Source organism: Mannheimia haemolytica (assembly GCA_900638155.1).
Taxonomy (GTDB): domain Bacteria; phylum Pseudomonadota; class Gammaproteobacteria; order Enterobacterales; family Pasteurellaceae; genus Mannheimia; species Mannheimia glucosida.
Window position 1 is genome coordinate 534,644 of the sequence record LR134495.1, and the last position, 23,814, is coordinate 558,457.

General features: G+C 41.9%; 24 protein-coding genes and 1 tRNA gene. 18 read left to right on the forward strand and 7 right to left on the reverse strand.

Going from position 1 to position 23,814, the window contains the following annotated elements; genetic code table 11:
- The first annotated feature begins 15 nt into the window (after window positions 1-15).
- The 9 genes from EL242_RS02820 to EL242_RS02860 all read left to right on the forward strand — a co-directional run bounded on the left by EL242_RS02820 (window position 16) and on the right by EL242_RS02860 (window position 6,947).
- Entirely contained in the window at window positions 16-399 is a 384-nt protein-coding gene (locus EL242_RS02820) for an ATP synthase subunit I (RefSeq protein WP_126301413.1), read from the forward strand.
- 21 nt (window positions 400-420) lie between these two features.
- Window positions 421-1,209, forward strand: a complete 789-nt coding sequence (atpB, locus tag EL242_RS02825) for a F0F1 ATP synthase subunit A (RefSeq protein WP_126301414.1) — start codon at window positions 421-423, stop codon at window positions 1,207-1,209.
- A 118-nt stretch (window positions 1,210-1,327) separates the two neighbouring features.
- Window positions 1,328-1,582 carry a F0F1 ATP synthase subunit C gene (atpE, locus tag EL242_RS02830; protein ID WP_005599073.1) on the forward strand — a complete coding sequence of 85 codons (255 nt, stop codon included), beginning with the start codon at window positions 1,328-1,330 and terminating at the stop codon, window positions 1,580-1,582.
- A gap of 60 nt (window positions 1,583-1,642) precedes the next feature.
- Window positions 1,643-2,113: a F0F1 ATP synthase subunit B gene (gene atpF / locus EL242_RS02835; RefSeq protein ID WP_021279958.1), complete on the forward strand. Its 471-nt coding sequence runs from the start codon at window positions 1,643-1,645 to the stop codon at window positions 2,111-2,113.
- A gap of 13 nt (window positions 2,114-2,126) precedes the next feature.
- Window positions 2,127-2,660, forward strand: a complete 534-nt coding sequence (gene atpH / locus EL242_RS02840; protein ID WP_126301415.1) for a F0F1 ATP synthase subunit delta — start codon at window positions 2,127-2,129, stop codon at window positions 2,658-2,660.
- A gap of 12 nt (window positions 2,661-2,672) precedes the next feature.
- On the forward strand, window positions 2,673-4,214 hold the full coding sequence (gene atpA / locus EL242_RS02845) for a F0F1 ATP synthase subunit alpha (RefSeq protein ID WP_006248986.1): 1,542 nt from the start codon (window positions 2,673-2,675) through the stop codon (window positions 4,212-4,214).
- A 25-nt stretch (window positions 4,215-4,239) separates the two neighbouring features.
- Window positions 4,240-5,106 (forward strand): F0F1 ATP synthase subunit gamma, encoded by an 867-nt coding sequence (atpG, locus tag EL242_RS02850; RefSeq protein WP_126301416.1) that lies wholly within the window; start codon window positions 4,240-4,242, stop codon window positions 5,104-5,106.
- A gap of 20 nt (window positions 5,107-5,126) precedes the next feature.
- Window positions 5,127-6,500, forward strand: coding sequence for a F0F1 ATP synthase subunit beta (atpD, locus tag EL242_RS02855; RefSeq protein WP_006248984.1), 1,374 nt, complete (start codon window positions 5,127-5,129; stop codon window positions 6,498-6,500).
- A 27-nt stretch (window positions 6,501-6,527) separates the two neighbouring features.
- Complete coding sequence (locus tag EL242_RS02860) at window positions 6,528-6,947, forward strand: F0F1 ATP synthase subunit epsilon (RefSeq protein ID WP_126301417.1); 420 nt, start codon at window positions 6,528-6,530, stop codon at window positions 6,945-6,947.
- 121 nt (window positions 6,948-7,068) lie between these two features.
- Here the strand turns inward: EL242_RS02860 and asnA are convergent, their stop codons facing one another.
- On the reverse strand, window positions 7,069-8,061 hold the full coding sequence (gene asnA, locus EL242_RS02865; RefSeq protein WP_126301418.1) for an aspartate--ammonia ligase: 993 nt from the start codon (window positions 8,059-8,061) through the stop codon (window positions 7,069-7,071).
- Between the two features lie 199 nt (window positions 8,062-8,260).
- On the opposite strand from asnA, the gene asnC reads away from it, so the two are divergent.
- On the forward strand, window positions 8,261-8,734 hold the full coding sequence (gene asnC / locus EL242_RS02870; RefSeq protein ID WP_006248981.1) for a transcriptional regulator AsnC: 474 nt from the start codon (window positions 8,261-8,263) through the stop codon (window positions 8,732-8,734).
- 79 nt (window positions 8,735-8,813) lie between these two features.
- Here asnC and EL242_RS02875 read toward each other — a convergent pair whose 3' ends face one another.
- Window positions 8,814-8,981, reverse strand: coding sequence for a DUF1232 domain-containing protein (locus EL242_RS02875; RefSeq protein ID WP_126301419.1), 168 nt, complete (start codon window positions 8,979-8,981; stop codon window positions 8,814-8,816).
- Between the two features lie 11 nt (window positions 8,982-8,992).
- Window positions 8,993-9,436 carry an FMN-binding protein MioC gene (gene mioC, locus EL242_RS02880; protein ID WP_172595367.1) on the reverse strand — a complete coding sequence of 148 codons (444 nt, stop codon included), beginning with the start codon at window positions 9,434-9,436 and terminating at the stop codon, window positions 8,993-8,995.
- A 153-nt stretch (window positions 9,437-9,589) separates the two neighbouring features.
- On the opposite strand from mioC, the gene EL242_RS02885 reads away from it, so the two are divergent.
- Entirely contained in the window at window positions 9,590-11,179 is a 1,590-nt protein-coding gene (locus tag EL242_RS02885; RefSeq protein ID WP_126301421.1) for an ABC transporter substrate-binding protein, read from the forward strand.
- Between the two features lie 105 nt (window positions 11,180-11,284).
- On the forward strand, window positions 11,285-12,079 hold the full coding sequence (locus EL242_RS02890; protein ID WP_232019685.1) for a hypothetical protein: 795 nt from the start codon (window positions 11,285-11,287) through the stop codon (window positions 12,077-12,079).
- A 74-nt stretch (window positions 12,080-12,153) separates the two neighbouring features.
- Here the strand turns inward: EL242_RS02890 and nanA are convergent, their stop codons facing one another.
- The 4 genes from nanA to EL242_RS02915 form a co-directional block, all read right to left on the reverse strand.
- Window positions 12,154-13,032, reverse strand: coding sequence for an N-acetylneuraminate lyase (gene nanA / locus EL242_RS02900; protein WP_006248966.1), 879 nt, complete (start codon window positions 13,030-13,032; stop codon window positions 12,154-12,156).
- Window positions 13,033-13,056: 24 nt separating this feature from the next.
- Complete coding sequence (locus EL242_RS02905) at window positions 13,057-13,959, reverse strand: N-acetylmannosamine kinase (protein ID WP_126301422.1); 903 nt, start codon at window positions 13,957-13,959, stop codon at window positions 13,057-13,059.
- 9 nt (window positions 13,960-13,968) lie between these two features.
- Window positions 13,969-14,658, reverse strand: coding sequence for an N-acetylmannosamine-6-phosphate 2-epimerase (locus EL242_RS02910; RefSeq protein ID WP_126301423.1), 690 nt, complete (start codon window positions 14,656-14,658; stop codon window positions 13,969-13,971).
- Window positions 14,659-14,864: 206 nt separating this feature from the next.
- Window positions 14,865-14,959 (reverse strand) — tRNA-Sec (locus EL242_RS02915).
- 67 nt (window positions 14,960-15,026) lie between these two features.
- On the opposite strand from EL242_RS02915, the gene selA reads away from it, so the two are divergent.
- The 6 genes from selA to EL242_RS02945 all read left to right on the forward strand — a co-directional run bounded on the left by selA (window position 15,027) and on the right by EL242_RS02945 (window position 23,812).
- Window positions 15,027-16,406, forward strand: coding sequence for an L-seryl-tRNA(Sec) selenium transferase (selA, locus tag EL242_RS02920; protein WP_126301424.1), 1,380 nt, complete (start codon window positions 15,027-15,029; stop codon window positions 16,404-16,406).
- A 330-nt stretch (window positions 16,407-16,736) separates the two neighbouring features.
- Window positions 16,737-17,369 carry a pyridoxamine 5'-phosphate oxidase gene (gene pdxH, locus EL242_RS02925; RefSeq protein ID WP_126301425.1) on the forward strand — a complete coding sequence of 211 codons (633 nt, stop codon included), beginning with the start codon at window positions 16,737-16,739 and terminating at the stop codon, window positions 17,367-17,369.
- A 46-nt stretch (window positions 17,370-17,415) separates the two neighbouring features.
- Entirely contained in the window at window positions 17,416-19,263 is a 1,848-nt protein-coding gene (selB, locus tag EL242_RS02930) for a selenocysteine-specific translation elongation factor (protein ID WP_126301426.1), read from the forward strand.
- Window positions 19,264-19,446: 183 nt separating this feature from the next.
- Complete coding sequence (locus EL242_RS02935; RefSeq protein WP_006249392.1) at window positions 19,447-20,409, forward strand: TAXI family TRAP transporter solute-binding subunit; 963 nt, start codon at window positions 19,447-19,449, stop codon at window positions 20,407-20,409.
- Between the two features lie 201 nt (window positions 20,410-20,610).
- Window positions 20,611-23,247, forward strand: coding sequence for a TRAP transporter permease (locus tag EL242_RS02940; protein WP_126301427.1), 2,637 nt, complete (start codon window positions 20,611-20,613; stop codon window positions 23,245-23,247).
- Between the two features lie 139 nt (window positions 23,248-23,386).
- Window positions 23,387-23,812 carry a universal stress protein gene (locus EL242_RS02945; protein WP_126301428.1) on the forward strand — a complete coding sequence of 142 codons (426 nt, stop codon included), beginning with the start codon at window positions 23,387-23,389 and terminating at the stop codon, window positions 23,810-23,812.
- The last annotated feature ends 2 nt before the right edge of the window (window positions 23,813-23,814 follow it).

The window sequence follows — 23,814 nt, forward strand, 5'->3', positions numbered from 1 at the left end:
AAATAAGGATGAAAGGTGTCTGCTGTAATCAATAAAGCAAAATCACAGTATAAACAAGCATTAAAGACTGAGTTTTTTATCTTGTGTCTTTTGGTAGTTGGACTGTCTTGTTGGAAAATGAATCTTTATTTTTCCTTTTTAGGCGGTGCTTTAGCAAGTTTTTTACCACATCTTGTGTTTGTATATTGGATTTTTTTCAAAAAATCGGCAAAAAATCAATCAAAAATGGCCGCTTTCTATCGTGGTGAAGGAATGAAATGGTTGGTTACTATTATTTTGGTGATCGGCTGTTTTAAATTAATACCAAATCTAGATTTTGTTTGGTTTTTTGTTGGATATTTTATCGCATTATTTTTAAATAATATGATTCCGTTTGTGTTAAGCAAACATCACCGCTAATTTTAATTAAAAGGATATGTTATGGCTGGAACGACAGCAGAATATATTAGCCACCACTTAAGCTTTTTATCAACAGGTGAAGGCTTTTGGGCTGTGCATTTAGATACGCTATTCTTCTCTTTAGTGGCAGCTGTAATTTTCTTATGGGTTTTCTCGCGTGTAGCAAAAAATGCAACCACAGGAGTTCCTGGAAAATTACAATGTTTTGTAGAGATTGTGGTGGAATGGGTAGATGGCTTGGTGAAAGATAATTTCCACGGTCCACGTAATGTGATAGCGCCATTGGCGTTAACCATTTTCTGTTGGGTGTTTATTATGAACGCGATCGACCTTGTTCCTGTCGATTTCTTACCACAGCTTGCAAATCTGTTTGGGATTCATTATTTACGTGCAGTGCCAACAGCAGATATTAGTGCAACGCTGGGTATGTCTATTTGTGTATTTGCGCTAATTTTGTTTTATACAGTGAAATCGAAAGGTTTTGGTGGTTTAGTAAAAGAATACACTCTACACCCGTTTAATCATTGGGCATTTATTCCAGTAAACTTTATCCTTGAAACGGTAACTCTACTTGCAAAACCGATTTCATTGGCATTCCGTTTATTCGGTAATATGTATGCTGGTGAGTTAATCTTTATCCTTATTGCAGTAATGTATATGGCAGACAACTTCGCTCTACAGGCGTTGGGGATTCCATTACACTTGGTTTGGGCAATTTTCCATATTTTAGTTATTACGCTTCAAGCCTTTATTTTTATGATGCTAACGATTGTTTATTTGAGTATCGCTTATAACAAAGCGGATCATTAAACTACCCTTGCAAGCGGTAGGTTTTTTGCAAATTTTTGCAAAATATTGACCGCTTGAATTTATATTTTTATCAACAACCTAGCCTTCGGGCTAATTCCTCAATCTAATGGAGAACATTATGGAATCAGTAATCACAGCAACAATTATTGGTGCTTCAATTTTATTAGCTTTCGCTGCGCTTGGCACTGCTATCGGCTTTGCTATTTTAGGTGGCAAATTTTTAGAGTCATCAGCTCGTCAGCCTGAATTAGCATCAAGCTTACAAACTAAAATGTTTATCGTTGCTGGTCTTTTAGATGCTATCGCAATGATCGCTGTAGGTATTTCATTACTATTCATCTTCGCAAACCCGTTCATTGATTTATTGAAATAAGTCGGGATTTGATTAACCGTTATTCAGTTGAATAACTTTACCGGCTTTTAGGAGGGCGTTGTGAATTTAAATGCAACACTAATTGGTCAACTGATTGCGTTCGCACTTTTTGTTGCGTTCTGTATGAAGTTTGTATGGCCACCGCTAATTCGAGCGATAGAAGAGCGTCAGGCAAATATTGCTAGCGCATTGGCTTCTGCCGAAAAAGCGAAACAAGAACAAGCTGATTCTAAAGCGGCTGCGGATCAAGAAATCCTTAGAGCGAAAGAAGAAGCACAAAATATCATTGATTTAGCAACAAAACGTCGTAATGAAATTTTAGAATCTGTACAAGCAGAAGCTGAAGTGGAACGTCAACGTATTATTGAACAGGGTTACGCGGAAGTTGAAAGCGAACGTAAACGTGTTCAAGAAGAGCTTCGTCAAAAAGTGGCTGCATTGGCTATTGCTGGTGCAGAAAAAATCGTGGGTCGTTCGGTGGATGCTGCTGCGAACAACGATATTATTGATAAGCTAGTTGCGGAACTATAACTAGGAGGGGCAGATGTCAGAATTAAGCACAGTAGCTCGCCCCTATGCTAAAGCGGCTTTCGATTTTGCTTTAGAACAAGGTCAATTGGAACAATGGCAGCAGATGTTAACTTTTTCTGCCGCCGTCGCTAGCGATGAGCAAGTAGCTAGTTTTCTTAACTCATCACTTGCAAGCGGTCAGATTTCTGAGACGTTTATCAAGATTTGTGGCGAACAATTAGATCAATATGGGCAAAATTTCATTCGCGTAATGGCTGATAACAAGCGTTTAGCAGTATTACCTGCGGTATTGAATGCATTTTTAGAATTAAGAGCAGAACAGGAATCAATTAAAGATGTTGAGGTTGTTTCTGCAGATAAATTAACAGATGCACAAGAAGCAAAAATTGCCAATGCGATGGAAAAGCGACTCGGAACGAAAGTACGTATTACTTCATCAATAGATAGTTCATTAATTGCGGGTGTGATCATTCGTTATGATGATGTAGTGATTGATGGTAGTAGTCGTGGACAGCTAAACCGCTTGAGTCAAGAGTTGAGCTTGTAAGAGGAATAAAAAATGCAACTAAATTCAACTGAAATTAGTGAATTGATTAAAAAACGTATTGCCCAGTTTAATGTGGTGAGTGAAGCTCAAAGCACAGGGACAATCGTTTCGGTAAGTGACGGGGTTATTCGTATCCACGGCTTATCTGATGTAATGCAAGGTGAAATGATTGCATTACCGGGCAATCGTTATGCGATTGCATTAAACTTAGAAAGAGATTCTGTTGGTGCAGTTGTAATGGGACCTTATGCCGATTTAGCAGAAGGTATGCAAGTACAATGTACCGGTCGTATTTTAGAAGTGCCGGTTGGTCGTGGCTTATTAGGTCGTGTTGTAAATACCTTAGGTCAGCCAATCGATGGTAAAGGCGAAATCCAAAATGACGGTTTCTCACCAATCGAAGTGATCGCACCGGGCGTTATCGACCGTCAATCGGTTGATCAGCCGGTTCAAACCGGTTACAAAGCCGTTGACTCAATGGTACCAATCGGTCGTGGTCAGCGTGAATTGATTATCGGTGACCGTCAAACCGGTAAAACCGCATTAGCGATTGATGCGATCATCAACCAACGTGATTCAGGCATTAAATGTATCTACGTTGCAATCGGTCAAAAAGCATCAACTATCGCTAACGTGGTGCGTAAATTAGAAGAGCACGGTGCATTAGCGAACACTATCGTGGTTGTAGCATCTGCATCTGAATCTGCTGCATTACAATACTTAGCACCTTATGCAGGTTGTGCAATGGGTGAATACTTCCGTGACCGTGGTGAAGATGCGCTAATCGTGTACGATGATTTATCTAAACAAGCGGTTGCTTACCGTCAAATTTCATTGTTATTACGCCGTCCACCGGGTCGTGAAGCATTCCCGGGTGATGTGTTCTATCTACACTCTCGCTTATTAGAGCGTGCATCTCGTGTAAATGCAGACTATGTAGAACGTTTCACTAACGGTGCTGTGAAAGGTCAAACCGGTTCTTTAACCGCATTACCGATCATCGAAACCCAAGCAGGTGACGTTTCAGCCTTCGTACCGACTAACGTAATTTCAATTACCGATGGTCAGATTTTCTTAGAATCAGGCTTATTCAATGCTGGTATTCGTCCTGCGGTAAACCCGGGTATCTCGGTTTCTCGTGTAGGTGGTTCTGCACAAACTAAGCTGGTTAAAAAACTTGCTGGTGGTATCCGTACCGCACTTGCTCAATACCGTGAATTAGCTGCATTCGCACAGTTCGCATCAGATCTTGATGAAGCAACACGTAAACAGCTTTCACACGGTCAGAAAGTAACTGAGTTGTTGAAACAGAAACAATTCGAGCCGATGTCTGTTGCACAATTAGGTTTATCATTAGCAGCAGCTGAATACGGTTACTTAGATGATATTCCGGTTGAGCGTGTTGGCTCATTTGAAGCAAACTTATTAGCTTATGCTCAAAGTAACTACGGCGAGTTTATGCAAGAACTGTCAAAATCCGGCAATTTCAATGATGAAATTAAAGATAAATTGAACGAGATTTTATCTGGTTTCAAAAAGAACAGTGCTTGGTAATCTAACTTTTTAGCGGAGAAATAATATGGCAGGTGCTAAAGAGATAAGAACCAAAATTGCAAGTGTTCGTAATACACAAAAAATTACCAAAGCGATGGAAATGGTTGCCGCATCAAAAATGCGTAAAACCCAAGAGCGTATGACGGCTTCTCGCCCTTATGCTGAAAGTATTCGCAAGGTAATTAGCCATATTGCCAAAGGTAACATTGAGTATAAACACCCATTTTTGACCCCACGTCCGGTAAAAAAAGTTGGCTATTTAGTAGTTTCAACCGATCGCGGTTTATGTGGTGGCTTAAATATCAATTTATTTAAAACCGTTTTACATGAATTGAAAGAAAAAGATGACCAAGGTGTTAAGTCTCGACTTGCTGTGGTGGGAAATAAAGGGATCTCCTTTTTTAACCCAATGGGGCTAGAGATTAAAGGTCATATCAATGGATTGGGTGATACACCGGCAATGGAAGATTTAGTCGGTATTGTTAACGGTATGGTAAATGCCTACCGTGAAGGCGAAATTGATGAAGTGTATGTGGTATATAACCGTTTTATAAACACGATGTCACAAAAACCGACAGTACAACAGTTGCTTCCTTTGCCTGCACTGGAAAATGACTCATTAGAGCAAACCGGTTCTTGGGATTATCTCTATGAACCAAATCCACAAGCGTTATTAGACAGCTTACTGGTTCGTTATTTAGAATCTCAAGTTTATCAGGCAGTGGTAGATAATCTTGCGTCTGAACAGGCTGCTCGAATGGTGGCAATGAAAGCAGCAACCGATAACGCAGGTAATCTGATTAATGAGTTACAGTTAGTGTATAACAAAGCTCGTCAAGCAAGTATTACGAATGAATTAAATGAAATTGTCGCGGGTGCCGCAGCAATTTAACAATGAATAGAGGAACGGTAATGGCAACGGGAAAAATTGTACAGATCATCGGTGCGGTAATCGATGTTGAGTTTCCGCAAGATGCAGTACCAAAAGTTTATGATGCATTAAAAGTTGAATCAGGTTTAACCCTTGAAGTTCAACAACAATTAGGTGGCGGTGTGGTGCGTTGTATTGCACTTGGTTCATCTGATGGTTTAAAACGTGGCTTAAAAGTTGAAAATACAAATAAAGCGATCGAAGTACCGGTTGGTACAAAAACACTTGGTCGTATTATGAACGTATTAGGTGAGCCAATTGATGAAGCAGGCCCAATCGGTGAAGAAGAGCGTTGGACAATCCACCGTGCAGCACCAAGCTACGAAGAACAAGCGAACAGCACCGAGCTTTTAGAGACCGGTATCAAAGTTATCGACTTAGTCGCTCCGTTTGCGAAAGGTGGTAAAGTTGGCTTATTCGGTGGTGCGGGTGTAGGTAAAACCGTAAATATGATGGAGTTAATCCGCAACATCGCTATCGAACACAGCGGTTACTCGGTATTCGCCGGTGTAGGTGAGCGTACTCGTGAGGGTAATGACTTCTACCACGAAATGAAAGACTCTAACGTATTAGACAAAGTATCGCTGGTTTACGGTCAAATGAACGAACCACCGGGCAACCGTCTGCGTGTGGCATTAACCGGCTTAACGATGGCAGAAAAATTCCGTGATGAAGGTCGTGACGTATTATTCTTCGTGGATAACATCTACCGTTATACTTTAGCAGGTACCGAAGTATCTGCGTTATTAGGTCGTATGCCGTCTGCGGTAGGTTATCAGCCGACTCTTGCAGAAGAGATGGGCGTATTACAGGAGCGTATTACCTCAACCAAAACCGGCTCTATTACCTCTGTGCAAGCGGTATATGTTCCGGCGGATGACTTAACTGACCCGTCTCCGGCAACTACCTTTGCCCACTTAGACTCAACGGTGGTATTAAGCCGTAATATCGCTTCACTCGGTATTTACCCGGCGGTTGACCCTCTTGACTCAACCTCTCGTCAGTTAGATCCACTCGTGGTTGGTGAGGAACACTATAACGTTGCTCGTGGTGTACAAGGTACATTACAACGTTATAAAGAGTTAAAAGACATCATCGCTATTTTAGGTATGGACGAGTTATCGGAAGACGACAAACGCTTAGTAGCTCGTGCACGTAAAATCGAACGTTTCCTTTCACAACCATTCCACGTTGCGGAAGTGTTCAACGGCGTACCGGGCAAATTCGTACCGTTAAAAGAGACTATCCGTGGCTTTAAAGGCATTTTAGAAGGCGAATACGACCATATTCCGGAACAAGCGTTCTATATGGCGGGTTCAATTGACGAAGTGGTTGAAAGAGCAAAACAGATGTAATTTTGTTCTAAACTAAAGGAGAACAACATGGCATCTCAATTTGAACTCACAGTGGTGAGCGCAGAACGTAAAATCTTTGAAGGCACTGTTACCAGCGTGCGTGTTTCAGGAACAGACGGTGAATTAGGGGTGTATGCAGGGCATGCACCGTTATTAACCGCAATTAAACCGGGAATGGTTAAATTCACTTTAGCTGATGGCAAAGAAGAGTTTATCTACGTTTCAGGCGGTTTCCTTGAAGTACAACCGACAGTAGTAACAGTGTTGGCTGATACCGCAATTCGAGGCGATGAGCTGGACGAACAACGTATTCTTGCCGCAAAACGCAAAGTAGAAGAAACACTTTCAAAAACTAACGATGCGGATATGACCGCGAAGTTAGCGAGAGAAATTGCGAAACTGCGTGTTTACGAACTCACAAAAACCAAATTAGCGAATAATCGTTAATATCGAAAACCCCACGAAAGTGGGGTTTTGTTTTTACAAGCGGTCAAAAACAGTCAATTTTTTGCAAAATCTGACCGCTTGTGAACGTTAAAAGCGAACCCTAAGGTTCGCTTTTTTATGATTAAAGAATATTCTCAAACTGTTCAAACACTTCTTTTGGCCAAACGCTGGATTGCACTTCGCCGATGTGTTTTTTGCGTAGTAAGAACATCACTAAGCGAGACTGACCGATACCGCCGCCGATAGAAAGCGGGAGCTTGCCGGCTAATAAATCTTTGTGCCAATCCATTTCGAGACGGTCTTCGTCGCCGGTTAAATCAACTTGTAAGCGTAAGGCGGTTTCATCTACACGAATACCCATTGAGGAAAGTTCAAAGGCTGTGCCGAGTTCTTCGTTCCAAACTAAAATATCGCCGTTTAAGCCTTTGTAGCCTTGTTCGGACTCGGTTGTCCAGTCATCATAGTCCGGAGCTCGTCCATCGTGAGGTTTACCGTCTGATAATTTGCCGCCGATACCGATTAAGAACACCGCTCCGCACTCTTTACAGATAGCATTTTCACGCTCTTTGCTGGTCATATTCGGATAGCGTTGCACTAAGTCTTCGCTGTGAACGAAAGTAATTTGTTTAGGCAATACAGATGGAATATCGAAACGAGCTTCCACCGCTAATTCGGTTAAACGAATTGCTTTATAGATTTCGTTTACGGTTTCTTTTAAGAAATCGAAGTTGCGGCGACCTTCAGGAATGACTTTTTCCCAGTCCCATTGGTCAACATATACCGAGTGTGTGCGATCTAAAGAATCTTCATCAGGGCGAAGAGCTTTCATATGAACAAATAACCCTTCTCCTTCTTTAAATCCAAAGCGAGCTAAGGTGTGGCGTTTCCATTTTGCAAGAGAATGAACCACTTCATAAGTAGAGCTTGGAATACATTTTACGTTTACTTTTACCGCTTTTTCGATACCGGAAAGGTTGTCTTGCATACCGTTGCCGACTTCGCTCAAAATAGGACCTTGTACTTCGATAATGCCTAATTTATCAATAAGGTATTGCGTAAAGGTGTTTTTAACGAAACTGATTTCTTGTTGCTGTAAAATAAAAGATTTTTTCATTGTTTGCTTTCCTAATTAAAGAATGTTGATTTTTATTTCTCGTGCTTGATTGCATTTAAGAATTGATGAGTGCTAATTTAAAGAAATATCTAAAAAATGCAATATTTATCAAATAAAAAAGCATTTGTGATAAATTTCATTTAAAATATTTGCAATATTTTTAAATGTTATCTAATTAGTTTGATTTTGAGGAGAAAAAATGTACAGTAAAAACACGACTAAATCGGAAATTGATAAGCTGGATCAAAAAATTTTACGTTGGCTAATTAAAGATGCTCGCACGCCTTATGCGGAAATGGCAAAAGTTTTTGGTGTGAGTGCCGCAACTATCCATGTCCGTGTTGAAAAAATGCGCCAAGCCGGCATTATTGAATCTACCAAAATCGTAGTGGACGAGCGTAAGGTTGGGTATGACGTGTGTTGCTTTATTGGCATTATTTTAAAATCAGCCAAAGATTATGATAAAGTAATTGCTAAACTTAGTGAATTTAATGAAGTTGTTGAGGCGTACTATACCACTGGTAATTATTCTATTTTTATTAAAGTAATGACCCATACCATCGAAGAGTTGCATTCGGTATTAGCAGGAAAAATTCAGTCTATTGATGAAATTCAGTCAACAGAAACGCTTATTTCACTTCAAAATCCGATTTCAAGAGATATTCTCCCTTAAAAGAGTTAAGTAAAAGATAAGACCACTTGTATTGGGTTACAAGCGGTCGTTTTGTTTTGGTTTTTTGCAACTATTCTGCCTATTTTTCCAAAATAGTCTTAATTAATAGCATTAATGCGGTGGCATCATCAACCAAACCGAGTGGGCCTAAAATTGCTTCGGGTAGAATATCTACAGGGCTGAACATATAGATTAAGATAATAGCAATTTTAATCCACTTCGCCTTATTTGCACTGATTTTGTTCATTGATACTTAAGTTATAATTGTTCAACAAATGATGGTAACCATTCTTCAGCACTGCCATCGTGGTCGAAATTATTCATTACATCAATTCTCAGTGATTCGCAAACTTGGCTTGCCCCTTTCGCTTTGAGAGCTTCTTCAACAATATTTACTGCATTGCAGAAGGTGTCATAGTCGGAGCTACCTAAACCGATTACACCAAATTTCATACTGCTGAAATCAGCCGAGCTATTTGCTAAATCATCAAATAACGGCTGGATATTTTCGGGTAGCTCGCCGGCTCCGTGGGTAGAGGTAACGACAATCAGATTGGCTTTACCTTCAATATCGGCAAGGGTGGCTTGGTTAAACAGTTCCACTTCAAAACCTTGTTCGCTTAATACCTCATTAATGTGATCGGCAACATATTCTGCACCGCCTAAGGTGCTGCCGGTGATGATACAAATTGATGTCATAATAAATCTCTCGTTTAAAAAACTGCCAATATTCTAGCCAAGAATCATTGGTTTGCAACTGATTATTCTGATTATAAATTATAACCTTTAGTTATTTTGAAAATACCGCAATGCCGAGTAAGTTACCTCTAATATACTTACTTTAAGGAGTTTTTTATGCGTCTTTCTACGTTTGCTTTAACGGTAGCATTTTTCAGTGGTGTCGCTTATGCTGCACCGGCAAATACGCTGATTAATTGCGTGGCAACCCCACCGATGAAACTGAGCCCTGCAATTACCAACGATGCCAATGATTTCAATGCCAGCTCACAACAAATTTATAATCGCTTATTAGCGTTTAAAGCCGGTGAACTAACGGTTGAGCCGAGTTTGGCAGAACATTGGGAAATCAGTGACGATGGCTTAAGTTACACATTCCATTTACGTAAAGATGTGAAATTTCATTCCAATAAACAATTTATGCCAACTCGAACGCTGAATGCGGATGATGTGGTGTTCTCGTTCCAACGCCAGATGGATTCAAACCACCCTTACCATAAGGTCTCTGACGGTACTTATTTCTATTACCATTGGATGAATTTGCCGAAGATTTTAAAAACAGTGGAAAAAGTGGACGATTACACCGTTAAAATCACGTTACAGCAACCTAACGCTCCGTTTCTCACGACTTTAGCGATGGACTTCTTGTCGATTTATTCAAAAGAATATGCGGATAAATTGCTGGCGGAAGGCAAGCCGGAATTGTTGGATCAAGCCCCGATTGGCACCGGGCCTTTTGTGTTCCAAGTTTATCAAACCGACCAAGCAGTGCGTTATGTTGCAAATCCGGAATATTTCCAAGGTAAAGCAAAATTTGAGAAACTGATTTTTAGCATTACCCCTGATGCCGGCACTCGTTATGCCAAATTGAAAGCGGGTGAATGTGATGTGATTGATTTCCCGAATATTTCCGATATTGCCCAAATGAAACAAGATCCGAAGGTGAATTTATTACAGCGAGACGGGCTGAATTTAGCTTATATCGGCTTAAACAGCACCAAACCGGCATTAAATAACGCCAAAGTTCGCCAAGCCTTGCATTATGCAGCCGATAAGAAAGCGATTGTCGAGGCTGTTTATCAAGGCGGTGGCACGGTAGCAAGTAATCCGTTCCCTGATTCGGTGTTGGGCTATAATCCAAATTTACCGCAATATGAATTTAACCTTGAAAAAGCCAAAGCCCTATTAACAGAAGCCGGCTTTGCCGATGGTTTTGAAACAGAAATTTGGGTGCAGCCGGTTGTGCGACCTTCCAATCCGAACCCACGCCGTACCGCAGAAATTATTCAAGCAGATTGGGCGAAAATCGGGGTGAAAGCGAAATTAGTGACCCACGAATGGGCGGATTTCAACAAACGCACCCGTGAAGGCGAGTTCTCTGCCGGCACTTATGGCTGGACAAGCCGTAATGGTGATCCGGATAACTTCCTTTTCCCATTATTGAGCAAAGCCAATATTCCCGGCACTAATTATGGACGTTGGACAGATGAGAAATTTGAGCAGTTATTGGCTCAAGCCGTACAAACCCAAAACCGTGGCGAACGGGCGAAGCTCTATCAACAAGCGGTGGAAATTGCCAACGAGCAAACGCCATTTATTCCGCTGGCTCACGCTATCAACTATGTACCGCTTAGCAAACGGGTGCAAGGTTTTGTGCAAAATCCATTTGGCTACACGCCATTTTATGGGGTGAGTTTATCGGAGTGATATGCCATACAAGCGGTCTATTTTTGCCACTTTTTTGCAAAATGTGGTAGAGAATAGACTGCTTTTCTTTTAGAATGAGTCACCTTTCTATACGGATAAATCTATATGAAAAAGATACTCCTCTTAGTTCTTTTACTTACGCTTGCAACTCAAATAAAAGCAGATGAAGGTAATAACACACAGGTTTGTGCTGAGCAACAACATCAAATTATTGCTCATTACTTTAAGATTTCTCAAGAGAAACTTTCTGCTCGTACTTTAGCTTCTGCCTGTAAAACAGCTCCTAACAATTCAACGGAAACCTTAGTGAGTTATGCGGTAATAGAGCCTAAATACAGCAAAGAAAATTATCAAAACGACGAAAACACACCTAAGTGGACGCTTTTTGTTGCTCGTGTGAATGATAATGCGATATTGCAATCGTGGGAGCAGGATATGGAGATCGATGCCTCTATTGATGTGAATGCAGATAGCCTTAAAATTGATACCTCCCGTTATATTCTAAACGACAAAGTAAGAGCTTTCGGCGTGAGGTTTAATAACGCTGCTCGTGGTCCAAGTGCTCCGGAGTATTCTGCAAATGATCATTTGATGTTATTTGTGCCGGAAAAAGAAAAGTTAAAACTTGTTTTTGATTATCCGATGACTTTTTGGTCTATTTTAGATGATAAAGAAACCAAAACCGAAACAGCAAACTTGGTATTGCAAATGGATAACAAACAGACCAACGGCTTCAATGATATTATTGTAAAAGCGGATATTACCCAAAATATCTGGAGTACTGGGTTTTATGATATAGGTAGAGAGTTGAAATCAGAAAATACTCGCCAAGAAAAAGTGCGATTAAAATATAATGGTGACCGTTACACCGTGGTAGAAAAAGCAGAATGGCTTCATTAATTGCAAGTCGTTGAGAAAAAATCACCGCTTGTTACTCCAAGCGGTGATTTTCGTTTAGCCTTTTGCAACTTAAATTACAAGAATTTAGCTTTTAACTGTTTGGTCACTTCTTTTTGTGCCGGAGTTTGTTCTTTCGTCATCGGCTCACGGCAGTAACCTGCTTGCACACCTTCTAACTCTAACAAGCCTTTGATGGTTTGGTATAAACCGTTGCCTAAAATGCCTTCGATTAAATCGTTGGTTACATTTTGGATTTCAAACGCTTCTTTGATTTTGCCTTGTTGGGCTAATTCAAAGATTTGTCTTGCACGAATACCGTTTACGTTAAAGGTTGAGCCGATTGCACCGTCCACACCTAATACCGTTGCCGGTAGCATCATTTCATCGAAACCTGCGTAGATTAAGTGGTTCGGGAACGCTTTGCGTAAACGCTCTAACAGGTAGAAATCGCCGGCGGTGAATTTCACACCGATGATTTTTTCGTTCTCAAATAATTCAGCGAATTGGCTCACACCGATGTTTACGCCGGTTAAGAACGGAATGGAGTAAACGATCATTTTGTTGCCGGTTTCACGAATAATGGTTTCATAGAAGTTTTTGATTTCCGGGAAGCTGAATTTGTAGTAGAACGGTGTCACCGCTGACAAGCTGTCATAGCCTAATTCGGTCGCATATTTACCCAGTTCTACCGCCTCTTTTAAGTTTACGCTACCCACTTGGGCGATAAGGGCGATTTCATCTTTTGCTTCATCTTTGGCGATACGGAAAATCTCTTTTTTCTCTTCGGTAGAAAGCATAAAGTTTTCACCGGTTGAACCGCCCACATATAAACCGTCCACTTTCATTTTGTCGATGTTGTGGCGGATAATTTGGCGTAAGCCTTTTTCATTGATGGTGCCGTCTTCGTTGAAAGAGACTAATAACGCACTAAAAATACCTTTTAAGTTTTTCATTTGGATCTCCAAAGTTAGAATTTGTTAAAGAGTTACACCTTGTTTCAGTTGGTTTTCCGCCCACCAAGCCGCACCGATTAAGCCGGCATCTTGCCCGGATTGAGCATTTTCCAATACGCAATGATATACACTCGGCATTTCAGCTAAATAGTCGGACACCAGCGGTAAATACCCCTCCGCTAAGCCCACGCTGCCGCCTAACACGACTTTTTGTATATCTAAACTGATTTTTAAATCGGCAATCAAGTTGGCAATCGCTTTTGCAGATTTTTGCACTAATTCGACCGCTTGCGGGTTGCCTTGGCGGAATCGCTCGAACACCTCTTTTGGTGAACAAGGCTTTTCCCATTGGCTGGAAACTGCCTCTATTGCACGCCCTGCTGCGACTGCTTCGACACAGCCGACTCGTCCACAACCACAGAGAGGCCCGTTCGGATCGGCTAGAGTATGCCCGATATGTCCTGCAATGCCGTTACTGCCGATTTGCAGTTCGCCGTTTAAAATAATGCCGCCGCCTACGCCGGTGGAAACGGTAATAAATACAAAATGTTTGACCGCTTGTTGGTCTTCATTTAAATATTCGGCACACACCGCCGCTTGCACGTCATTTAATAATGCAATCGGCTTATCGGTATGCTTTGCAATGCTTTGTTTCAACGGAAATTCTGCCAATCCGCCTAAATTTTTTGGATTTAGTGCAGTAAGCACCCCTTTATTGATAATGCCTGTTGAGGCAACTGCCACAAAATCAAATTGCCCTTGATAATGTTGCATTATCTCACCAATCGCTTGATGCAAACTGCCTGCCTGATCAGCTTGTGGTTTATCAGTCGGGGTCTGAATTTGTTGGCGTTGTGACACTTGATTGTGTTGCACAATTGCCGTGGCAATTTTCGTGCCACCGATGTCTATTGCTAAACAACGCATAAGCAGCTCCTATTTTTGAGCCGATTTTACAGAGTCGGCAAACCAGCTCACAATATGCTCTAAGCGGGTCAATGCCGATCCAACGGTAACGTAATCCGCCCCGATTTCAATCGCCGTTTTTGCTAGTTCAGGCGTGTTGTAGCGACCTTCCGCCATAACATTACAGCCGGCAGCTTTTAAACCTTTCACTAATTGATAGTCCGGCTCATCAGGCACTTCGCCACCGGTGTAGCCAGACATTGTACTACCCACAATATCAAAGCCTAATTGTTGGCAATGTAAACCTTCTTCAAGGGTGGAGCAATCCGCCATTGCCAAGCAACCTTTTTCGTGAATGCGTTTTACCGCCTCTTCAATGCTGACCGGGCGGGTGCGGAATGTGCCGTCCACCGCAATAATATCGGCACCGGCTTCGGCTAAGGCATCAATATCTTCTAAAAATGGCGTAATACGCACAGGGGAATCTGGCAAATCACGTTTTACAATGCCGATAATCGGCACATCAACAACGGCACGAGTTGCTTTTAAATTTTCTACGCCCTCAATGCGAATGCCCTTTGCTCCACCAATAACAGAAGCAGCCGCCATAGCAGCCACAATTTCAGGTTTATCCATGGGGCCGTCATCAACCGGTTGGCAGGAGGCAATCAGCCCGTTTTGAATTTGACTTAAAATAGAATCACGAGATAGTGTTGACATAACAGTTCCTTTTTTATGTTCAAAAGGTAGTCAATGGACTAGATTTTGTTTGTGAAGAAATACTCCAAATAATTATAATTTAATAAATTTTTACTACAAACAGAAAAATAAAAAAATGTGAGCTAAGTCTCATTTTTTATCAAAACGGAAAGAGAGAATGTGGCAGAAATGCAAAAAGCCGTTAAATATTAACGGCTTTTGAAATGTGGCGGAAGTGCATGGGAGTTGAACCCACCCGAGAACGCTGGCGTCCTCAACAGGATTTGAAGTCCTGCCACCTCACCGGAGATGACGCACTTCCGAAAAATTGGCAATATTGTACTTTATTTATTAGAATTGTCCAAAATATTCTCTCAATCATTCACATTATGCAACAACTATTTCGCCAAATTCCCTCGCTCGACCTCTTGTTGAAAAAGCCACAAGCGGTCGAATTATGCCAAAAATTTGCATATTCCAGCGTGGCTGAACAAGCTAGGAGTTTGCTTACTCAAGCACGTCAATTTATTTCCCAACAGCAAGCCTTGCCGGATTTTATTGCTGATGAAAACCTGTTTTTTACAAGTCTGGAGCAAAAATTGCAAGCGTTGAGTGAGGTGAAAATCCGCTCCGTGTTCAACTTAACCGGCACGGTGCTACACACCAACTTAGGGCGTGGGTTGTGGTCGGAAAAGGCGATACAGTCAGCAACCAACGCAATGCGAAATAATGTGGCGTTGGAATTTGATATTGAAGCAGGCAAACGCTCGCACCGAGATAATTACATTTCCGAGTTGTTGCAAATGCTTACCGGAGCGGAGGCAGCTTGCATTGTGAATAATAATGCGGCGGCAGTGTTGTTGATGTTAGCGACATTCGCACAGGGCAAGGAAGTGATCGTTTCCCGTGGTGAGCTGGTGGAAATTGGCGGGGCATTTCGTATTCCGGATATTATGGCTCAAGCCGGTTGCAAATTGGTGGAAGTCGGTACGACTAATCGCACTCATTTAAAGGATTATCGCAACGCGATCACTGAAAATACCGCATTTTTAATGAAAGTTCACACCAGCAACTACCACATTCAAGGTTTTACCAGTTCGGTGTCGGAAGAGGAGTTGGTGGCTCTCGGCAAAGAATTTAATCTGCCGGTGATTACCGACTTAGGTAGCGGTTCGCTGACCGATATGCAAGCCCTTAATTTGCCTACTGAGCCAATGGTTCAGCAAAAAGTAGCGGCTGGGGTAGATTTGGTTTCCTTCTCGGGCGATAAATTATTAGGCGGTCCGCAAGCCGGCATTATTGTCGGTAGCCAAGCGATGATTAGCCAGCTGCAACAACACCCGCTGAAACGGGTGCTACGTTGTGATAAAGTGATTTTATCGGCACTTGAGGCAACGCTACGCCACTACTTATTTCCGGAGCAATTAACCGATAACTTGCCGACTCTTCATTTACTCACTCAACCTCTTGAAACCTTGCAACACAAAGCAGAGCGATTAAAACAGGCACTACACAAGCGGTTAAATTCTGCTTATATTTTGCAAATTGAGCCAAGCTTCGCCCAAATCGGCAGTGGTGCGTTACCCACAGAAACCTTGCCCTCAGTGGCAGTAACGATTTCTGCTGAAAAACAGAGTGATTTAATTGCATTGGAGCAACAATTTAAAACCTACCCAAGCCCAATAATCGGGCGTTTTGCTCAGCAGAAATTTTGGTTGGATTTACGCTCGGTTGCGGAGTTTGAAAAGTTGATTGAGATGTTGGATTAAGTAAAAATATTACATTTAATTATGTTAGAATAAATCAGGTTTAAGCAGTAAGTGCTTGAGCTAGGTGGGTCTGCTAAACAGTCCCACCAGTAGCCGCTAGTGGGGCTGTTATTGCAGATCTTGTGATTCTCATCAACAAGGGAGCGAAAATGAATCGTAAAACATTTTTACGCTTGATTATCGTGATTCTGCTTTGCCTACTACTGAAAAGTAGTACAGCGACTATTGGAATGTAGTAGCAGATTCTAACCGAAACGCTCAAGATTAGCCGTCTTGAGCGTTTTTATTGTATGTGTTTTCGACAAAAATAGCAACTTAGGAGGATTCATTATGGATCTGCACCACATTCGAGAAGATTACACCAAAAAAGTGCTTTCAATCCAAGATTGTCACCCAAACCCAATTACCCAATTTGAACAATGGTTGAGTGAGGCAATCAATGCCAAAGTGAATGAGCCGACTGCAATGAATATTGCTACCGTTGCAGCAAACGGGCGACCAAGTAGCCGAATGGTGCTATTGAAAGAGGTAAGTTCACAAGGCTTTGTGTTCTTTACCAATTATCAAAGTCGTAAAGGGCGGGAAATTGCCGATAATCCGTTTGGTTGTTTAACCTTCTTTTGGGCGGAATTACAACGCCAAGTGCGGATTGAGGGGAAAATAGCAAAAATTCCAGCAGCAGAATCCGATGCCTATTTTGACTCCCGTCCTTATACCAGCCGTTTGGGAGCTTGGGCGAGCGAGCAAAGTCAGCCTATCGAAAACTACAAGGCTTTGTTGCTAAAATCAGCTCAATTTGCATTGAAATATCCACTTTCAGTGCCTCGCCCACCGCATTGGGGTGGCTATATTCTGATTCCCGACAGCATTGAATTCTGGCAAGGCAGAAGCAGCCGATTACACGACCGTATTCATTATTGGTTGGAAAATAATGAGTGGAAAAAAGAGCGGTTATCGCCTTAAATTCTTGCTTGTTATCAATCACAAGAACATTAAATAAGGACTATCAATGATCATCTGCACTGCCGGTCACGTTGACCACGGCAAAACATCGCTTTTACAAGCCTTAACCGGCACTAACACCGCCCATTTGCCCGAAGAACAAAAACGTGGGCTAACCATTGATTTGGGCTATGCCTATTTACCGATTGAGAACGATATTTTAGGGTTTATTGATGTGCCGGGTCATCAGCGTTTTTTATCTAATATGCTGGCAGGGCTTGGCGGCATTCAACACGCCCTGTTGGTGATTTCAGCCGAAGAAGGGATTAAGCCACAAACCGACGAGCATTTGGATATTCTCCGCTTGCTGAATTTTCAGCATATTATGGTTGTGATTACCAAGGCAGATCGAGCGGAAGAGGCTCAAATCAGCCATTTAATTGAGCAGGTGAAAACAAGCTATCCGTTTTTAGCGGAAGCAAAAACCTTTGTTACTTCGGCAAAAACGCAACAAGGGATTGAAGAATTAAAAGCACACTTAATCCAATTAAATCAACAACATACCCAAACCCATAAACCGTTCCGTTATGCGATTGACCGTGTGTTTAATGTGAAAGGAGCAGGGTTGGTCGTTACCGGCACAACGGTGGCGGGCAAAGCGAGCGTTGGCTCTGAGTTATTTTTGTCGAATGGTAAAAAAGTGCGGGTCAAAGCCATTCACGCCCAAAATACGCCTTCGGAAACGGGAGTGGCAGGGCAACGTTTGGCGTTAAATATCGCTAACGTGGAAAAAGAGGAAATCAAGCGAGGCGATTGGATTACCGAGCTTGAGCCGAAATTTGCCACCGATCGCATTACGGTTCAACTAACCGCCAATCAAGCCTTCAAAGAAAACAGCATTGTGCATCTTTACCATTTTGCCTCGCACATTACCGGCAAATTGAATTTGCTTGAGGGGCAACAAGCGGTCAAAAATCAGCAATTTTTTGCAGAAGTGATTTTAGATGAACCACTCCATATTGCCGTTGGTGATAAATTGATCATCCGAAGCGGTGATGACAGCCAAACTTTAGCAGGGGCAGATGTGTTGGAAATTCACTCACCAAAACGGCATAAACGCACGTATGCTCGTTTGGCGTTGGTAAAAAATTTAGCAAAAACCACCGCTTGTAATGACTTTGCAGCACGCCTTGATCTCTATCTGCAAAACAGAGCGATGGATTTATCCTTGCTGTTATGGGCGGAGCAATGTTTTGCGGAGGATATTGCAAAACAGGGGTTTGATGTCTCGTCTAAATGGTTATTTAATTCGGATTTTAAAGCCCAAGCCCAGCAACGGGTGTTGGAAAAAATGGCAGAATACCACCTGCAACATCAAGATCAAATCGGCGTGACCAAAGCCCGTTTATATCGCATAGCGTTATTGGATTTGCCTGAAAACTTGGCAAATCAATTTATTGAGGATTTGGTGGAGCAAAAAGCCTTAATTAATAGCCGTGGTTGGTTGCATCTGCCGGAACATCGAATCGAATTGAACGCCGATGAATTGCAAATTTGGCAACAAATTCGACCGCTGTTTGAGGCGACCAATCAAGCTCTTTGGGTACGAGATATTGCAAGCCAGCTCTCGATTGATGAAACCCAAATGCGGAATTTATTGTATAAAGCCGGGAAATTGGGGTATTTAATCCCAATCGTTAAAGATAGATTTTTATTAAGCGAGCAAATCGGACAATTTGCAATGTTAATTAAAGATTTTATCGCCCAACATGGCAGTATTTCGGTGAATCAGTTGCGAGATGAGTTGCAGTATGGGCGAAAATTGACGGTGCAATTAATTGAATATTTTGATCGTAGCGGTTTTTTAAGACGAAAAGGCGATGTGCATTTGTTAAGAGATAGTGAAACATTTTAGCTTGTGGCATTAGGCATAGATTTTTTTATGCGAAAAAATAAATTTACTAATTATAAAATCTATGCTAAAAACAAGCTCTAAGAGGCAAATGCAACTCAAAGAAGTTTTGTATCTCTTGTAGTGTGAGCGGTGGCTCAAAACGATAAATCTTTGTTTTCTGATCCTTAATTTTAGGAGTTAAAAATGAAAAAATTAGTCAAACTTTCTTTCCTTGCAAGCCTTGTGATGGGAACAGCATCTGTTCAAGCGGCTGAAACATTTGTGACTATCGGAACAGGCGGTCAAACCGGTGTTTATTATGTTGTGGGTCAATCTATTTGCCAATTAGTAAACCGTGATTCAGCAAAAACAGGTTTAAAATGTAACGCTCCTTCAACAGGGGCATCGGTTGCAAACTTAAATGCGATTGCAGCAAAAGAAATGGATATGGGGATTGCACAATCAGACTGGCAATACCACGCCTATAACGGCTCAAGCTCATTTGAAGGTAAGAAAAACGATAAAATTCGCGCCATTTTCTCGCTTCACCCGGAACCGTTTACAGTAATGGCTCGTACCGATTCAGGCATTAAGTCGTTCGATGATTTAAAAGCAAAACGTGTAAACGTGGGCGACCCGGGTTCCGGTACTCGTGCAACAATGAACGTGATTTTAGCGGCAAAAGGCTGGACGGATAAAGATTTCAAAGTGGCTTCTGAATTGAAACCGGCAGAAATGGCATCTGTAATGTGTGATAACAACTTAGATGCGATCACTTATAACGTAGGTCACCCGAATGGTGCGTTAAAAGAAGCAGCCGCTTCTTGCGATGCGAAATTAGTGCCGGTAACCGGCCCTGAAATTGATAAATTAGTGGCAGATCACTCATATTATGCCAAAGCTACGATTCCGGGCGGTTTATATAAAGGTTCAGATGAGCCGACAGAAACTTTCGGTGTATATGCAACGTTAGTAACTTCTGCCGATGTGGATGCAGATAAAGTGTACAATGTAACCAAAGCGGTATTTGATAACTTTGATCGTTTCAAACGTTTACACCCGGCGTTTGAACACTTAAAACAAGAAGAGATGATCAAAAACGCTCTTTCTGCTCCGTTACACGAGGGTGCAATTCGTTACTATAAAGAGAAAGGTTGGATTAAGTAATATTTCCTTTCTGTAATTTGATTCAATCAGCACGTTTTTTAGCGTGCTGGTTTTTTGCTTTTTTGAAACTGTTGATAAGTTATCGATTTTCACCTTTAATTGATAACTTATCAACAGTGTTTTCACGAGCAAGCGGTTGTTTTTTGAGGAAATTTGTAAAATTTAATAAGAAAATGACCGCTTGCGTTTTGAGGAGTCTTTATGTCAGTTGAATCTAAGGTTGATTACGATGACCTACAAGATATGGTTGCTTCCAATGACAGTGGCGGTCGAACCCCGTCCGGTCTTGCGAAGAAAGCCATTGTGTATGTCGCCATTCTTTGGTCTGTGTTCCAAATTTATTATGCTTCTCCATTGCCGTTTGTATTCCAAGAATGGCTTACTCACGCAGGCATTAATTTGAATGTGGTGGTGGACGACACCAAAGCTCGTTCTATCCATTTAGCCTTTGCAATGTTCTTGGCGTTCCTTTCTTATCCGGCATTTGCCAGTTCGCCTAAGCACCATATTCCGAAAATAGATTGGGTGTTTGCCATCGTAGGAGCTGGGTTAGCGTTGTACTATATTTTCTTCTATGAAGGTTTGGTGAAACGTTTTGGAGCGCCAAATACGCAAGATATTATCGCCGGCTGTTTAGGGATTTTATTGGTGCTGGAAGCAACCCGCCGTAGTCTTGGCTTGCCGTTGGTCGTGATTGCGATTGTGTTCCTTATCTATAACTTCTTCGGGCAATATTTCCCTGCCGATTGGATCGTAAGCCACCGCTCAGGTTCGCTTTCTCAAATTATCAACCAACAATGGATTACCACTGAAGGCGTGTTTGGTGTAGCCCTTGGGGTTTCGACCAAATATGTGTTCCTGTTCGTATTATTCGGCGCCTTGCTCGATAAAGCAGGAGCAGGTAACTACTTTATTAAAACTGCCTTTGCCTATTTAGGGCATTTGCGTGGTGGTCCGGCAAAAGCGGCGGTGGTGTCTTCCGCTTTAACCGGTTTGATTTCAGGATCATCGATTGCGAACGTAGTAACGACAGGTACTTTCACCATTCCAATGATGAAACGGGTTGGCTTTACCAAAGAAAAAGCCGGTGCGGTGGAAGTTGCCTCATCAGTAAACGGTCAAATTATGCCACCGGTAATGGGGGCGGCGGCGTTCTTGATGATCGAATATGTGAATATGCCGTATAGCCAGCTGATTACTCACGCTTTCTTACCTGCGTTAATTTCGTATATTGCGTTGGTGTATATCGTGCATTTAGAAGCTTGTAAGATGAATTTACAAGGCTTACCAAGAGCCGAAGAGCCAAGCCCGATTTTAGTCTTCTTGCTAAGAACCGTAGCTTCAATTTTAGTGATCGTAGGATTAGCGATTGGCGTTTACTACGGCTTAGGTTGGATTCGTGATGTGGCAGAAGATTATGCGTTTATGATTGTCTGTGCTTTCTTAGGCTTATGGTATCTACTGGCTATTCGCCGTGTGGCAAGCTACCCTGATTTAGAAGCGGACGATCCAAACTCAGAAATTGTTTCTCTACCAAAAAGAAAACCAACCGTAAATGCAGGTTTACATTACCTTATTCCTGTGGTTGTGCTACTTTGGTGCTTAATGGTGGAAATGCTTTCGCCGGGCTTATCCGCATTCTGGGGAACCATTACCTTAATTTTTATTCAATTAACCCAACGCCCGTTACTCAATTTCTTCCGCAAAGAGAGCGTAACCAAAGAGATTATCAAACAAGGTGTTCGAGATGTGGTAGATAGCCTTGAGGCTGGCGGTCGTAATATGACCGGTATCGCCCTTGCTACCGCAACAGCAGGGATTATTGTCGGCGTTGTGGCACTAACGGGCTTTGGGGTTCAGCTTTCAAGTGTGATTGAACTCCTATCAATGGGTAACATTGTGCTAATGTTGATCTTGGTAGCCGTATTCAGCTTAATTTTGGGAATGGGCTTGCCGACAACTGCAAACTACATTGTGGTGTCATCATTAATGGCAACGGTTATCGTGGAAGTCGGGCGTCAAAACGGGTTAATCGTGCCGTTGATTGCGGTGCATTTATTCGTATTCTATTTCGGGATTATGGCAGATGTGACTCCACCTGTTGGTTTAGCCTCGTTCGCTGCGGCAGCAATTTCAGGCGGTAGCCCGATTAATACCGGTATGGTGGCATTTAAATATAGTTTAAGAACCGTCATTTTACCGTTCTTGTTTATCTTTAATACCGACTTGTTATTAATTGATCTGCGTTATCCGGGGCACGGTTGGGTGGTATTTATTACCGCAACCATTGGGGTGCTCGCCTTTACCTCTGCTACAATGCAATATATTGTGACCAAAAACAAATGGTGGGAAACGGTGTTGCTTGTTGTGGCTGCTTTCGCCTTGTTCCGCCCGGGCTTCTTTATGGACAGAATTTATCCGTCTGAACGTCATATCGAGCCGGTGCAGTTTGAAGAGCAGCTGCTTGAAAGCAAGGTGGGTCAAAACGTTACCTTAAAAGTGGAAGGCTTAAATCCTTACGGTAAAGAAATCGAGTTCTACGCTCAGTTACCTGTGCCTGAAGGTTCAACTGGCGAAGAACGGTTGAAAAATTTAGGCTTAACGCTGATTCAAACCGATGAGAAAATAGAAGTTGATGGCGTAGAAACACCAAAAGTGGTGATCGATATGGTAGAAATTGATTCTCCTGCCGCAAAAGCAGGCTTAAACTGGGATCAAACCATTCACTACATTGCCGTACCGCAAGATGCTCCTTCTAAAGATTGGATCTTCATTCCTGCTTTATTGTTGGTATTTGGCATTGTGGCAAACCAACGCCGTAGAGTGAAAAAACAGTAAGATATTCCTTTAACTCTCTCCCTTTGTGGGAGAGAGATTAAATGGCATTCAGCCATTTTATCAGTGAGGAAAACAATGCAAAATTTTATAAAAAAATGACCGCTTGTCTTTTCAAAAGCGGCAGTAAAAGGAAATAACGATGTATAACAAATTACTTATTGCGATTGATTTAGCCGACCTAAAAAGTGCTAAATATGTGGTAGATACGGCATTACAAATTACGGCAAAAAATCCGAATGCGGTTTATCGGGTTGTGTCTATTATTGAGCCGGTGGATAACAGCTTAATTTCCGCATTCTTGCCGAAAAATTTCGATAAAGAAGTGGTGGCAGAGGCGAACCAAAAATTGCACGAATTTACCAAAAAACATTTTCCTGAAGGTTCAAAAGTGCAGCACATTGTGGCGTATGGTACGATTTATGAAGAAATTTGCCGTATCGCCGATGAAAAGTCGGTGGATTTAATTATGATGCTGGCAAGCAGCAAACCAAATGCGAAGGGCTTAAGCTCTAATACGGTTAAAGTGGCTCGCAACACCACCAAGCCAATTTTAGTTTTAAGATAATC

What these genes read in the sequence shown, in the direction of transcription:
- atpB (WP_126301414.1), top strand. Translation starts at nt 421, where the DNA reads ATGGCTGGAACGACAGCAGAATATATTAGCCACCACTTAAGCTTTTTA.
- atpE (WP_005599073.1), top strand. Translation starts at nt 1,328, where the DNA reads ATGGAATCAGTAATCACAGCAACAATTATTGGTGCTTCAATTTTATTA.
- atpH (WP_126301415.1), top strand. Translation starts at nt 2,127, where the DNA reads ATGTCAGAATTAAGCACAGTAGCTCGCCCCTATGCTAAAGCGGCTTTC.
- atpA (WP_006248986.1), top strand. Translation starts at nt 2,673, where the DNA reads ATGCAACTAAATTCAACTGAAATTAGTGAATTGATTAAAAAACGTATT.
- atpG (WP_126301416.1), top strand. Translation starts at nt 4,240, where the DNA reads ATGGCAGGTGCTAAAGAGATAAGAACCAAAATTGCAAGTGTTCGTAAT.
- atpD (WP_006248984.1), top strand. Translation starts at nt 5,127, where the DNA reads ATGGCAACGGGAAAAATTGTACAGATCATCGGTGCGGTAATCGATGTT.
- EL242_RS02860 (WP_126301417.1), top strand. Translation starts at nt 6,528, where the DNA reads ATGGCATCTCAATTTGAACTCACAGTGGTGAGCGCAGAACGTAAAATC.
- asnA (WP_126301418.1), bottom strand. Translation starts at nt 8,061, where the DNA reads ATGAAAAAATCTTTTATTTTACAGCAACAAGAAATCAGTTTCGTTAAA.
- asnC (WP_006248981.1), top strand. Translation starts at nt 8,261, where the DNA reads ATGTACAGTAAAAACACGACTAAATCGGAAATTGATAAGCTGGATCAA.
- EL242_RS02875 (WP_126301419.1), bottom strand. Translation starts at nt 8,981, where the DNA reads ATGAACAAAATCAGTGCAAATAAGGCGAAGTGGATTAAAATTGCTATT.
- EL242_RS02885 (WP_126301421.1), top strand. Translation starts at nt 9,590, where the DNA reads ATGCGTCTTTCTACGTTTGCTTTAACGGTAGCATTTTTCAGTGGTGTC.
- EL242_RS02890 (WP_232019685.1), top strand. Translation starts at nt 11,285, where the DNA reads ATGAAAAAGATACTCCTCTTAGTTCTTTTACTTACGCTTGCAACTCAA.
- nanA (WP_006248966.1), bottom strand. Translation starts at nt 13,032, where the DNA reads ATGAAAAACTTAAAAGGTATTTTTAGTGCGTTATTAGTCTCTTTCAAC.
- EL242_RS02905 (WP_126301422.1), bottom strand. Translation starts at nt 13,959, where the DNA reads ATGCGTTGTTTAGCAATAGACATCGGTGGCACGAAAATTGCCACGGCA.
- EL242_RS02910 (WP_126301423.1), bottom strand. Translation starts at nt 14,658, where the DNA reads ATGTCAACACTATCTCGTGATTCTATTTTAAGTCAAATTCAAAACGGG.
- selA (WP_126301424.1), top strand. Translation starts at nt 15,027, where the DNA reads ATGCAACAACTATTTCGCCAAATTCCCTCGCTCGACCTCTTGTTGAAA.
- pdxH (WP_126301425.1), top strand. Translation starts at nt 16,737, where the DNA reads ATGGATCTGCACCACATTCGAGAAGATTACACCAAAAAAGTGCTTTCA.
- selB (WP_126301426.1), top strand. Translation starts at nt 17,416, where the DNA reads ATGATCATCTGCACTGCCGGTCACGTTGACCACGGCAAAACATCGCTT.
- EL242_RS02935 (WP_006249392.1), top strand. Translation starts at nt 19,447, where the DNA reads ATGAAAAAATTAGTCAAACTTTCTTTCCTTGCAAGCCTTGTGATGGGA.
- EL242_RS02940 (WP_126301427.1), top strand. Translation starts at nt 20,611, where the DNA reads ATGTCAGTTGAATCTAAGGTTGATTACGATGACCTACAAGATATGGTT.
- EL242_RS02945 (WP_126301428.1), top strand. Translation starts at nt 23,387, where the DNA reads ATGTATAACAAATTACTTATTGCGATTGATTTAGCCGACCTAAAAAGT.